Genomic DNA, 12,698 nt, shown 5'->3' with positions numbered 1-12,698 from the left:
GGAACAAAGCAGGGACGTGCAAGGCGGCTTCCAGGCACCGGCGCGCTTTTCGTGCCGCGATTTGCTGCTAGATCGGTTATCAACGCGAAACGCAGGAGGAGACGACAATATGAAGCGCATCACCATTTTCGCCGCAGCCGGTGCGGCTCTGCTTGTCGGTTGTTCCGGCGGCAAGACGGACGCTGACGGAGATGGCGAAATCAGCGCCAAGGAAGTCGCGAACAAGGCAGAGGCTGAAGGAATCAAGCCGCAGCCCGGGCTCTACAAGGCGACCATAACCATGACCGGTATCGACGTTCCGGGAATGCCTGCCGAAATGAAAGGTCATGGTGCCGGTGCGACCACCACCAGCGAAGATTGCCTGACGGCCGAAGACGTCGACAAGGGTTTCGAGGAATTGGTCAAGAAGGGCCAGAATGGCGAGTGCGCCTACGAAAGCTTCAACCTCGACGGTGGGAAGCTGGACGCGGTGATGGTATGCAAGACCCCTGAAGGCGAAGCGCGCATGTCCATGACCGGCACCACCACCCCGACCTCATCCGAATTCAACGCCAGCACCAAGATGAACTTCGAAGGGATGGGTGAGGGAACGATGAGCTTTAAGGTCAAGCACGAGCGGATCGGTGACTGCCCCGCGAAATAAAGGGCCTTAATGCGCGTTTCCATTGTTACACTTCAGGGAACATTAATCGGTTTCGCTCTTTAAACTGTCACATGACACCGCAGCGCTTCGTCCCTGAGCTTTCCCGCCTGCCGTCCCCGCTGGTTGCAGCGGCGACGGCTGCTGGCGCGCAGGCGAAGCAGGCCTATGCCGCGTCGGCGATGGCCCGGCGGGTCGCGCTCGCGCGGGAAGCCTGTCCTGAGGAATTCGAAGCGGGCAAGCCGCGCCTGATGCGCTTGCTGGGCGAGGCTGATGTGCTGCTCGAACCGCTGCGCCGTGCCAAGCGTAAGCCTGTTGCCGTCGCCACTGCCAATCCGCAGGTGGCGATGATCATCCCCGGCTTTGGCGCCAGTCCGTTGCGGATGCGCTATCTGGCGCGGCAGCTCGAAAGTGCGGGCCATGTGGTCAAGCGCTGGGGGCAAGGCCGCAACTGGGGTCCCGATCCCGTCCGCTTCGACCAGATCGAGGCGCGCTTGGTTGAACTGCACGAACGGCACGGGCGCCCGGTCGTGCTGATCGGCTGGAGCCTTGGCGGCCTGTACGCGCGTGAGATTGCCAAGCGTCAACCACAGGCGGTCGCCAAGGTCGTCACGATGGGCTCGCCCTTTTCGGGAAGCCCGCGCGCCAATAATGTGTGGCGCGCCTACCAGTTCATCACCGGCCATTCGGTCGATGCCCCGCCGGTCGAAGCCATGCTGGCGGTCAAGCCGCCGGTTGAAACGGTGGCGCTGTGGAGCGCCAATGACGGCGTGATCGCCCCGCGCTGCGCGGCTGGCCGTCCGGGAGAGCGTGACCGCGCGATCCCGCTGCGCTGCACGCACATGGGTTTCACCTATGATGCCCAAGTGATCGCCACACTGCTCAGCGAGCTCGAAACCACCCGCATCTGACGCTTTTTCAGCGATCTTGCGCAAACTGACATGGCCGCTTTCCTTTTGTGAAAGGCTGGTTAGATTGTGCGCTGCACCTAAGGGCAGAAAGCTCTGAGAAAGCGTGCGGGGGTCAATGGACGCGAGTAGCAGCAATTTCGACGAGATGTTCGATAGCGATGGCCGGACCCGGCCAGCCTATGCCGAATATTGTCGCTGGTATAACGAGCAGCCGCCCGAATTCCTGCGCCGCAAGAACCGCGAGGCGGATGATAGCTTTCGCCGCACTGGCATCACCTTCAACGTCTATGGCGAGGATGCGGCGGAAGAACGCCTGATCCCGTTCGACATGGTGCCGCGGATCATCACTGCGAGCGAGTGGCGCAAGCTATCGCGCGGGATCGAACAGCGGGTGCGGGCGCTCAATTCGTTCCTCTATGATCTGTACCACCGGCAGGAAATCGTCCGCGCGGGCCGCCTGCCCGAACGCCTGCTGCGATCGAATGACGCGTGGTTGGCCAACATGGTCGGCTTCACCCCTCCGGGCGGCATCTATACCCACATTGTTGGCATCGACCTTGTGCGCACCGGTCCAGACGAGTTCTTTGTGCTGGAGGACAATGCGCGCACGCCTTCGGGCGTCTCCTACATGCTCGAAAACCGCGAGACGATGATGGGGATGTTCCCCGATCTGTTCAGCCGCGTGGCAGTGGAGAGCGTGTCGAACTACCCGCGCCGCCTCGCCCGCAGCTTGGCCGCCTGCGTCCCGCCCGCGTTCACTGGTGGCAAGCCGACGGTCGCGGTGCTGACGCCGGGGATCTACAATTCCGCCTATTTCGAGCACGCCTTCCTCGCCGACCAGATGGGCGCCGAACTGGTCGAAGGCAGCGATCTGCGCGTGGTGGGCGGCCGGGTGCAGATGCGCACCACGCGCGGCTACCAGCCGATCGATGTGCTCTATCGCCGGGTCGATGACGAGTATCTGGATCCGCTGACCTTCAACCCCGATTCTGCGCTTGGCGTGCCGGGGATCATGGATGTGTACCGCGCGGGCGGAATCACCATCGCCAATGCGCCCGGAACCGGGGTGGCCGATGACAAGGCGATCTACAGCTTCATGCCGGAAATCGTGGAGTTCTACACCGGCGAAAAGCCCTTGCTGCCGAACGTCCAGACCTGGCGCTGCGCAGACAAGGACGCACTTGGCTACGTGCTCGACAATCTGGCCGAACTGGTGGTCAAAGAAGTGCACGGATCGGGCGGCTACGGGATGCTGATCGGGCCGACCTCGTCCAAGCGCGAGATCGAGGCTTTCCGCGCCAAGCTGGTTGCCCGGCCGGAGAATTACATCGCCCAGCCCACGCTCGCGCTGTCGACCTGCCCGATCTACACCGCCAAGGGTCTGGCACCCCGGCACCTCGATCTCAGGCCCTTCGTGCTGGTCTCGCCTGAGGGGATCGACATCACGCCCGGCGGGCTGACGCGGGTGGCGCTGAAGAAGGGTTCGCTGGTGGTGAATTCCTCGCAAGGCGGGGGCACCAAGGACACCTGGGTGTTGAAGGACTGATGGTGGGGGACGCATCATGCTAGGCCGCACCGCCAACGGGTTGTTCTGGATGTTCCGCTATCTTGAGCGGGCCGAAAACACCGCACGCCTGCTCGAAGCGGCGCTGCGCATGGCGCTGACCCGCGATCTGGCTACGGCCGAAGCAGAATGGCGTTCTGTGATCGCGACGCTCGGGCTGAGCAAGGCCTATGAGGCGTTGCATGAAAGCTATGACGGGATGCAGGTCTGGAACTTTGTCCTGCGCGGGCCGTCCAACCCCGGCAATGTCCGGCTGATGTTCGGCGCGGTCCGGTCGAACGCCCGGACAGCGCGGACCAATATCTCGTCGGACGTGTGGGAAGCGGTCAACGAGAACTGGATGAAGCTTGACGCGCTGCTCGCCCGCCCGGTGGGGCAGGCAGGCGTGGGCGAGGTGCTGGCCGCGATCCGCCGCGCCGGCACGCAGGTTCACGGCGCGTTTGACGGTTCGATGCTGCGGGACGAAGGCTATCACTTCAGCCGCGCGGGCACTTTCATCGAACGCTCGGATTCGACCGCGCGCATTCTCGACATGAAGTACTTCCTGCTCCTGCCCTCGCTATCTTATGTCGGGTCGAGCCTGGATACCGGGCAGTGGGAACAGGTGCTGCGCTCGGTCGCGGGGGCGCGGGTCTATAGCTGGCTCAATGCCGGACAGATCGAAGCGCGCGGGATCGTTGAATTCGTGGTGCTGGATGATCGCTTCCCGCGCAGCCTTGCCTTCTGCCGCAACGCCTTGCGCGATTGCCTCGGCGCGCTGGCGCGGATGCACGGGGTCGAGGGGCGCGCCGTTGCTCTGATGCGGGATTCTGACACCCGCATCAGCCACCTGTGCGTCGATCAGATTTTCGAGCAAGGGCTGCACGAATTTCTCGTCGATTTCCTGTCCCGCAACGCCAGCATCAGCCAGGCCATCGCTGAGGATTACCGGTTCCACGCATGAGCAAGCTCACTCTCTCGATCCGGCACACCACCCATTATGCCTTCACGCAGCCGGTGGTTCATGCGCTCCAACGGCTGCGGCTGACGCCCAAGGAAACGCAGGGCCAGCGCATTATCGACTGGCGCATGACCTTCGACAACGCTCATGCTGAGCTGCAATATGACGATCAGCATTTCAACCACGTCACCCTGATCGGGCTGGAGCCGGGCGCGCATGAGGTGACGGTGACTTGCGAAGGCGTGGTCGAGACCGAGGATAATGCCGGGGTGATCGGCCGCCATTCGGGTCACTTGCCCTTGTGGAGCTTCCTGCGCCAGACCCCGTTGACGCGTGCGGGCGCCAAACTGCGGGGCTTGCTGCGGGAGGTGCAGGGGCCAGCGGACAAGGCGCCGCTCGAATTTCTCCATTCCCTGTCCGATCTGATCCGGGACCGGATCACCTACGAAGCCGGGCGCACGCATTCCGGCACCACTGCTGAAGAAGCGGTGATCCATGGTTTTGGCGTGTGTCAGGACCATGCGCATATCTTTATCGGCGCGGCCCGCGCGAACGGCATCCCGGCGCGCTATGTCAGCGGCTACCTGATGATGGACGACCGTATCCAGCAAGAAGCCACCCACGCCTGGGCCGAAGCCCATGTCGAAGGGCTCGGCTGGGTCGGCTTCGATGTGTCGAACGGGATCTCGCCCGATCCGCGCTATGTCCGCGTGGCGACGGGAAGCGACTACCGCGATGCCGCGCCTGTCACCGGCATCAGCTTTGGCGGGGCGGCCGATGAAGTGCTGACTGTGGGCGTGGCGGTCGAGGCGAAACCTTCGGCCGGGCAATCCCAAAGCCAAGGGCAAGGCCAAAGCCAGAGCCAAGGTCAGTCCACGCAATAACCGAAAAGCCGGGGCGCAGGCTTTGCGCAGAAGCGTGCCACGCGCTAGGGCGCGGAGCAAGAAGGCTCAGGCCAAAGGGCTGGGGCAGGGGAGAATGACGGCATGACCTATTGCGTTGGCATGGTGCTTGAGAAAGGCCTCGTGCTGATGAGCGACACCCGTACCAATTCGGGCGTCGACAACATCTCGACCTTTCGCAAGCTGTTCCATTGGAGCGTGCCGGGCGAACGTATGATCGCGGTGATGACTGCGGGCAATCTTGCGACCACGCAGGCGGTGATCAGCCAGCTTGAGGAACGCACCAAGGCCCCGTCCGAGCGCGACAATGCCCTGCTCAAAGGGCCGACCATGTTCCAAGTCGCGACCGAGATCGGCCGGTTGCTGCGCACCACCATCGAAAGCGCGCAGGCGGTCAACGGCGAAAGCGGCAAGGGACGCTTTACCGCCACCATGATCGTTGCCGGCCAGATCGCCGGGATGCAGCCGCGCCTGTTCATGATCTATCCCGAGGGCAATTTCATCGAAGCCAGTTGGGACACGCCGTTCTTCCAGATTGGCGAGACCAAGTATGGCCGCCCGATCCTGATCCGCGGCTATGACCGGGGCATGAGCTTTGAAGACGCGGTCAAGCTGCTGATGGTGAGCTTCGATTCGACGCTTAAGGCGAACCTTTCAGTGGGCTTGCCGCTGGATCTGCTGGTGATCGCGAAGGACGGCTTTGTCGCCAGCCACGAACACCGCGTGACGGCCGAGGATGAATATTTCGACACAATTTCCTCAGGTTGGGGAAATGCTCTGCGATCAGCCTTCCACTCGCTCCCATCCTATCGCTTCAGCGATGATGCTTAGGCACTTTTGCCTGATTTGCCTCCGATACGGATATAAATAACCGTTATAATTCATAGTATTAATAGTTAAGTTGCGTGCTGAAGACTCCGCATTGGCGGCGCTACTGCGTGTATCCTGCAAGGGATTGGCGCAGACATCATTGCATGACACGCAAAGCATCCCTCCACTTCGTCGATTCTTGCAGCCGCCAACGCGCAGAACTGGCCCGGGTGGGCTTTGCGCTGGGCCACCATTGCGAGGTGTACGGCGACCTGTCCGAACTCGCCGTGCACCCGCCGCGCGAAGGGATCATCATCGCCCGCGATACGGCTGAAGAAGGCGGGGTGGGCATCACTCTCGACCGGTTGGGTCGGCTCGGCATCTGGTTGCCGCTGATCGCGGTCGATGCCCAGCCGCGCCCCGGACGGATCGTCGAAGCGATTAAGGCCGGAGCGCTGGATTACCTCGCCCTGCCGCTCGATCCCGAACGCTTCACCCGCTGTCTGGTGCGGATCGAGAAGGAGGCCGAACAGTTCGGCGTCGCCCGCCGCCGCATGATCGAAGCGCGTGACCGGATCTCGACCCTCTCGGCGCGGGAACGCGAAGTGCTCGATTGGCTGGCGGAAGGCAGCAGCAACAAAGTGATCGCCCGCGAACTCGACATCAGCCCGCGGACGGTCGAAATCCACCGGGCGAACATGATGATGAAACTCGGCGCACGCCATGCGGCTGAAGCGGTGCGGTTGAAATTGGAGGCGAGGCTGGAACCGAAGCTGCGGGCCTAGGGCTAAGGCAGGTGGCTATTGCTCTGCCTCGCCCGCTCGCAGAGTGAATGCCGCAAGTATCAGCGGTCAATTGCAGGATTCTCCCAAAGCGGCCTCGGCGCTGATCGTTCAGCAGGCCGGGGCCGCCAGACTTTTGTGCATCAGCGGCAGAACTTCGCGCCGGCGCCCTCAAGGTGGAAGTGATCCTCGTGCGCGGCATTATACTCCGGTCCGAGCACCGTGCCGAAGCGCTTGCACGCGCTCTTGTGCACCACCCGCAGGAACTCGCGTGTGGCCGCATCGCCGCCGTCCCAGTCGCGCTTCAGCACGATCCGGCGCCCGTCTGCCAGCACAAAGGCCGAGACGTCGATCGCCTCGGCGCGGGCATGGGCCGAGCGGCGCTCGCTCCCGGCGACATTGCGGCAGGCGTAGCTGCCCATCGTCTCGATTTTTGCCACCGGACTGCCGAGCAGCTGGCGCGCGGCACGGTCCACGCCGAAGCGGGCCCAATCGCCGAACGCCTTGGCGACGCTGCACCGCACCGGCCCCATGTTGCTGAGGGTGAGCGGCGCGCGGTCTCCCGCCAGCGCCATCAGCTGCACCGTGCCGAGCTTGTTGCAGCCCGGTGCGGCATAGGTATCGGGGAGAGGATCGAACCGCGCCCCGCTCGCGCCGAGATCGGCGAGGCAGCTCGCATCCTCAGCGCGCGGTGCATAGCTTTGCGGGGCGGACGCGACGGGGACTGCCGGACGGGCCGGTGCGCGTGCGCTCTGGCTGGCGTTCCCCGGTGCAGCGCCGCTGCTGCCACCCGGGATCAGCGAGCCGCACCCCGCCAGTGCGAGTGCGGCTGCCGCCAGCGTCCATCCACGAATCTTGCCCTTGGCTCTCATGGCTAAGGATTATCTCGCAGAAATGGTTAACAGGCCGGAAACGGGCTCGGGTAAGCGATGGTTGGCACCGGGCTATGGGCTTTGACGCAGGCCGCCGCCCGGGGTCAGGGCAAGGTGTCTTCGACCTGCTCCCACAATTCGATCTTCACCCCGTCGGGATCAAGCAGCCAGGCAAACTTGCCATAGCCCTCGTCCGCCTCGCCGAGGATGTCTGCCCCCTTGGCGCGCAACATCGCGATGAACCCATCCAGATCATCGACCCGCAGGTTGATCATGAAGCCGCCGGTGCCGGGCTTGATATAGGCGTCGTCGGTGAAGTGGCTGATGAGCGAATAGGGGTTCACCCTCGGCTCGCCCGCCCAGGCGAGTTGCGGGCCGTAGGGACCGTCGATCCCAAGCATCTCGCGATACCATGTGCGCGAAGCTTCCGGATTGCGCACCACATAGAACACCCCGCCGAGCCCGGTGACACGGGGCGACATTTCGCTCATGCTTTCACTTCTTCGCGCCCGGTGCGCGTCATCCCGCTCACCACCACGATCGCCAGCAGCGACGCGGCAAAGCCCGGGACGATTTCGTAGAGGCCGGGGCCGCCGAGAAATGCCTTGTTCCAGCCGAGCGCGATCCATGCCGCAACCACACCTGCGCCCGTCACCAACCCGGCGACTGCGCCCGCGCCGGTCATGCGGTTCCAGGTCAGCGCCAGCAAGATCAGCGGGCCGAACGCGGCGCCAAAGCCCGCCCATGCGTTGGAGACGAGGCCGAGCACTTGGCTCTCCGGATCGGCGGCAATCACAATTCCGGCCGACGCCACTAGGGCCACGCTCAGCCGCCCGATATTCACCGCTTCAGCCTCGGAGGCATTGCGGCGCAGGAACAGGCGGTAGAAATCCTCGGTCAGTGAGGAGGACGACACCAGTAGCTGCGATGAAATCGTGCTCATGATCGCGGCCAGCAGCGCGGCATAGAGGAAGCCGGTCACCGCAGGGTGGAACAGCAGGTTAGCGAGGACGATGAAGATCGTTTCGGGATCCTCGACCACCAGTCCGTTGGCTTGAGCATAGGCGCGCCCAGAAAGCCCGACAACAACGGCTCCCGCCAGCGAGATCACCATCCAGATCATGCAAATCCATCCGGCAATCGGCACGTTCTCAACCTTGTCGATTGCCATGAAGCGCACGATGATATGCGGCTGTCCGAAATAACCGAGGCCCCAGGTGACCGCGCTGATTATGCCGATGGCCGTCGCGCCTTGGGTGAGGCTGAGAAACCCTTCTTGCGGCACTGCGGAGAGTTGCACGGCGGTTTCGGTGCCGAAGAATATTACCAGCGGCATCACCACCAGCGCCACCATCATGATCATGCCTTGCACGAAGTCGGTGAGGCTGACGGCGAGGAACCCGCCAATCATGGTGTAGACCAGCACGATCCCGGCGGTGATGAAGATGCCGAGCATGTAATCGCTGAGGCCCGTATCCGGCAGCACTCCGGCAAACGCGGTCGCGAACAGCTTGCCTCCGCCGACCATCCCGCTCGCAGTGTAGACGGTGAAGAAGCCGACGATGATCACCGCCGAGATGACGCGCAGCAAGGTCCCGCTGTCAGGGAAGCGGTTGGCGAGGAATTGCGGGATGGTGAGCGCGTCGCCCAGCCGCTCGGTCTGTTCGCGCAGGCGGGGGGCGACAATGATCCAGTTGAGGGCCGCGCCGACCGTTAGCCCGATGGCGATCCACGCCTCCACCAGCCCGCTTGCAAATAGCGCGCCCGGCAGGCCGAGCAGCAGCCAGCCAGACATATCGGATGCCCCTGCGCTCAAGGCGGCGACCGAGGGCGTGAGGCTGCGCCCGGCAAGCAGATAGCCCGAACTGTCCTTGGCCGTCTTGCGCCAGGCATAAACCCCGATGCCGAGCATCAGGACGAAATAGACAGCGAGCGAGCCGAGTGTCAATGCGTTCATGGCGCGCAGGCCTAACAAGCACCGCCGCCAATGGCCACCCATCCGGCCAAGTTTCCCCATTGGAGACAGTCTTCGAGCAGGCGCGAAGACCGGCGGCCCATTTCATCGCAATTTACGCACACCTCTCAGGCCAACTGACGTGGCCGTAAGCCGGATCGTGCGAAAACTAACTCATGAGTTAGAAACAATATCGGAATTGCGACAGAGAGCACCGGCAATTGAAATAGGTTGCAAAAAGTTCATTTCCGAATTCGGAGTTTTCAATAATGTCGCTACGTTACTTCACCCCGGCAGTTGGTATAACTGCACTGATGCTTTCGTCTTCTGCCTTTGCGCAGGAAGACGAACGCTACTTTAACGGCCCATACATTTCCGGATCTATTGGTCTTGAATCTGTTGAAGATGGTCGCAGCGATACGGTCGTGTTTGATACTGATCAGGACGGTGCCTTCAACGACAACGTCAATACGGCGGCGGGTGCCAACGCCTTCTCGCCCGGCTTCTGCGCCGGTACGCCGGTGAGCGCGGCGGCTGCGGGCTGCCGCGGCAATCGCCAGAACGAAGGCTATGCGGTTCGCCTCGGCTATGACCGCCACCTCGGCGACGGTCCGTTTGTCGCAGGCATTCTGGTAGAAGGCGCGCGTCCGGGCGTGGAGGAATTCACCACCGGCTTCAGCACCACCCCGGCATCCTACACCTTCGGGCGCGAGATGGATTGGGCCGTCACCGCGCGTGCACGTCTCGGCATTGCGCCGGGCGAAGGGCGCGCCCTGTTCTATGCCACCGGCGGCGCGGGTTATGCGCGCATCGACCATTCGTTCAGCACCAGCAATGGCGCCAATTCTTTCACGCCCGACAACGAGCGTGACTGGCAGTTCGGCTGGCAGGCTGGCGGCGGCGCTGAAGTGATGCTGACGCGCAACCTTGGGCTAGGGATCGAGTACCTCTACTCGCGCTTCAACGATGACGATTATGTCGTCGCCGTTGGCCCGGGCACCGCGCCTGCGACCAACCCGTTCCTGCTGGAATCGGGCGGCACCGATATGCGTCTGTCGAACGACAAGTTCGATTACCACGCTCTGCGCGCGACGGTGAACCTGCGGTTCTAGTCGCCGCTTCGGCTTAGGCTGAAAAAAATGACCCCGCGCGAGGCCATCCTCGTGCGGGGTCATTTGCGTTTGGGTTTGGTGGCTAGGGCCGCCGGACCTCAGCTTTCCTTCTTGCGGCGCATCTTCTTGCGCTCGTTCGGGTCAAGCTCGGCCTTGCGCAGGCGGATCGACTGCGGGGTCACTTCGACCATTTCATCATCATCGATATAGGCAATCGACTGTTCCAGCGTCATCCGGCGCGGCGGGGTGAGGCGGATCGCTTCATCCTTGCCGCTGGATCGGACGTTTGACAGTTGCTTGGCCTTCATCGGGTTGACTTCGAGATCGTCCGGCTTGGCATTCTCGCCGATGATCATGCCCTGATAGACTTTCATCTGCGGGCCCACGAACAGTTCGCCGCGCTCTTCGAGCATGTTGAGCGCATAGGCATTGGCCTCGCCATCGCCGTTGGAGATCAACACGCCGTTGATGCGGCCTTCGATCGGACCCTTGTAGGCGTCGTACTTTTCGAACAGGCGGTTCATGATCCCGGTGCCGCGCGTGTCGGACAGGAATTCGCCGTGGTAGCCGATCAACCCGCGCGACGGGGCGGAGAAGGTGATGCGGGTCTTGCCGAGGCCCGAGGGGCGCATTTCGGTGAGATCGGCCTTGCGGCGCTGCATCTTCTCGACAACCGTGCCCGAGTGTTCGTCATCCACGTCGATGACGACGGTTTCGTAAGGCTCCATGCGCTTGCCGCCTTCTTCGCGGAACAGCACGCGCGGGCGGCTGATGCCGAGCTCAAACCCTTCGCGGCGCATCGTTTCAATCAGCACGCCCAGCTGCAATTCGCCGCGCCCGGCAACTTCGTAGGCGTCCTTGTCTTCGCTTTCGGTGACGCGGATGGCGACGTTGGTCTCCGCCTCGCGCAGCAGGCGGTCGCGGATAATGCGGGTGGTGACCTTGCTGCCCTCACGCCCGGCGAGGGGGGAATCATTGACCGAGAAGCGCATCGCCAGCGTCGGCGGGTCGATCGGCTGGGCGGCGATCGGTTCGGACACCGAGGGATCGCAAATTGTGTTGGCAACGGTCGCCTTTTCCAGACCGGCGAGCGCGATGATGTCGCCTGCTTGCGCCGATTCCACGGGGACGCGCTCAAGCCCGTCAAAGCTCATCAGCTTGGTGGCGCGGCCGACTTCGACGACCTTGCCATCCATGTCGATGGCGTGGATCGGATCGTTGACGCGGATCGTGCCCGACTGGACGCGGCCGGTGATGACGCGGCCCATGAAGTTGTCGCGGTCGAGCAGCGTTGCAAGAAAGCTGAATTTGGCGTCGGGATCAAGGCCGGGCGCGCGGACGTGCTCGATGATCTTCTCGAACAGCGGAGCCAGGCTGCCTTCGCGGCGATCCTGATCTTCGCTGGCATAGCCATCGCGGCCCGAGGCGTAGAGCACCGGGAATTCGAGCTGATCGTCGGCGGCATCGAGGCTGACGAACAGATCGAACACTTCGTCGAGCACTTCCTGCGGGCGGCCATCGGGGCGGTCGATCTTGTTGACGACGACGATCGGACGCAGGCCGAGCGCGAGCGCCTTGCCGGTCACGAACTTGGTCTGCGGCATCGCGCCTTCCGCGCTGTCGACCAGCAGGATCACGCCGTCGACCATCGAGAGGATGCGCTCCACCTCGGCGCCGAAGTCGGCGTGGCCGGGGGTGTCGACGATATTGATGCGGGTGGTGTCGCCGTTGGCGCCGTGCCATTCGACACTGGTGCACTTGGCGAGAATGGTGATCCCGCGTTCCTTTTCGAGATCGCCCGAATCCATGGCGCGTTCTTCAACGCGCTGGTTCTCGCGGAAGGTGCCCGACTGGCGGAACAATTGGTCAACCAAGGTGGTCTTTCCGTGGTCAACGTGGGCGATAATCGCGATATTTCTAAGGGCGGACGACATGCGCAAAAAACTTCCGGTGAAGGCCGAATGCGAGGCATCCGGGGCAGGGTAAACGGGCAACGCGGATCGGGGGCGCTGCGTTAGGCAGTGTTTGTGGCGGGTTAGCGACAGCTCTGGACGCTACGGCAAGCGTCGCCGTTGCATCCATGTGCTGCGTTGCAACATCGCCGCGGCGCCTAGCGCAAGGATGCGTTCGGGGCAAGCGCGGGGCGCATTTGAGGTGGTTGCACAGGGGATTCCAGTGTGACTCTGGCGCAACAATAACCCGGATTGGCAG

12 protein-coding genes are annotated in these 12,698 nt (G+C 63.0%); 8 read left to right on the top strand and 4 right to left on the bottom strand.

Features of this window, described 5'->3' with window-relative positions; translation table 11 throughout:
- Nucleotides 1–109: 109 nt before the first annotated feature.
- From GRI59_RS12460 to GRI59_RS12430, 7 genes are all read left to right on the top strand, one after another.
- The gene (locus GRI59_RS12460) at nt 110–643 is read left to right on the top strand and encodes a DUF3617 domain-containing protein (RefSeq protein WP_160761462.1); all 534 of its coding nucleotides are present in this window, start codon (nt 110–112) and stop codon (nt 641–643) included.
- Between the two features lie 71 nt (nt 644–714).
- Entirely contained in the window at nt 715–1,551 is an 837-nt protein-coding gene (locus GRI59_RS12455; RefSeq protein ID WP_160761461.1) for an esterase/lipase family protein, read from the top strand.
- Between the two features lie 115 nt (nt 1,552–1,666).
- Complete coding sequence (locus GRI59_RS12450) at nt 1,667–3,097, top strand: circularly permuted type 2 ATP-grasp protein (RefSeq protein ID WP_160761460.1); 1,431 nt, start codon at nt 1,667–1,669, stop codon at nt 3,095–3,097.
- 16 nt (nt 3,098–3,113) lie between these two features.
- Nucleotides 3,114–4,058 (top strand): alpha-E domain-containing protein, encoded by a 945-nt coding sequence (locus GRI59_RS12445; RefSeq protein ID WP_160761459.1) that lies wholly within the window; start codon nt 3,114–3,116, stop codon nt 4,056–4,058.
- Nucleotides 4,055–4,939, top strand: coding sequence for a transglutaminase family protein (locus GRI59_RS12440; protein WP_160761458.1), 885 nt, complete (start codon nt 4,055–4,057; stop codon nt 4,937–4,939). The genes GRI59_RS12445 and GRI59_RS12440 overlap by 4 nt, the downstream gene beginning before the upstream one ends.
- Nucleotides 4,940–5,041: 102 nt before the next feature.
- Nucleotides 5,042–5,788, top strand: coding sequence for a proteasome-type protease (locus GRI59_RS12435; RefSeq protein ID WP_160761457.1), 747 nt, complete (start codon nt 5,042–5,044; stop codon nt 5,786–5,788).
- Nucleotides 5,789–5,931: 143 nt separating this feature from the next.
- A complete protein-coding gene (locus tag GRI59_RS12430) occupies nt 5,932–6,552 on the top strand; it encodes a response regulator transcription factor (protein ID WP_160761456.1) in 621 nt (206 codons plus the stop codon).
- Between the two features lie 140 nt (nt 6,553–6,692).
- On the opposite strand, the gene GRI59_RS12425 is transcribed toward GRI59_RS12430, so the two are convergent.
- From GRI59_RS12425 to putP, 3 genes are all read right to left on the bottom strand, one after another.
- The gene (locus tag GRI59_RS12425; RefSeq protein WP_160761455.1) at nt 6,693–7,421 is read right to left on the bottom strand and encodes an extensin-like domain-containing protein; all 729 of its coding nucleotides are present in this window, start codon (nt 7,419–7,421) and stop codon (nt 6,693–6,695) included.
- Between the two features lie 104 nt (nt 7,422–7,525).
- Nucleotides 7,526–7,912, bottom strand: a complete 387-nt coding sequence (locus tag GRI59_RS12420; protein WP_160761454.1) for a VOC family protein — start codon at nt 7,910–7,912, stop codon at nt 7,526–7,528.
- The gene (gene putP / locus GRI59_RS12415) at nt 7,909–9,378 is read right to left on the bottom strand and encodes a sodium/proline symporter PutP (protein WP_160761453.1); all 1,470 of its coding nucleotides are present in this window, start codon (nt 9,376–9,378) and stop codon (nt 7,909–7,911) included. The genes GRI59_RS12420 and putP overlap by 4 nt, the downstream gene beginning before the upstream one ends.
- 266 nt (nt 9,379–9,644) lie before the next feature.
- Between putP and GRI59_RS12410 the strand changes: the two genes are divergently transcribed.
- Nucleotides 9,645–10,487 (top strand): outer membrane protein, encoded by an 843-nt coding sequence (locus GRI59_RS12410; RefSeq protein ID WP_160761452.1) that lies wholly within the window; start codon nt 9,645–9,647, stop codon nt 10,485–10,487.
- Nucleotides 10,488–10,585: 98 nt separating this feature from the next.
- On the opposite strand, the gene typA is transcribed toward GRI59_RS12410, so the two are convergent.
- Nucleotides 10,586–12,421 (bottom strand): translational GTPase TypA, encoded by a 1,836-nt coding sequence (gene typA / locus GRI59_RS12405; protein ID WP_160761451.1) that lies wholly within the window; start codon nt 12,419–12,421, stop codon nt 10,586–10,588.
- Between the last annotated feature and the right edge of the window lie 277 nt (nt 12,422–12,698).

This window comes from Erythrobacter ramosus, assembly GCF_009828055.1.
GTDB classification, from domain to species: Bacteria; Pseudomonadota; Alphaproteobacteria; order Sphingomonadales; family Sphingomonadaceae; genus Erythrobacter; species Erythrobacter ramosus.
This window is presented reverse-complemented; position numbering and strand designations above follow the sequence as displayed.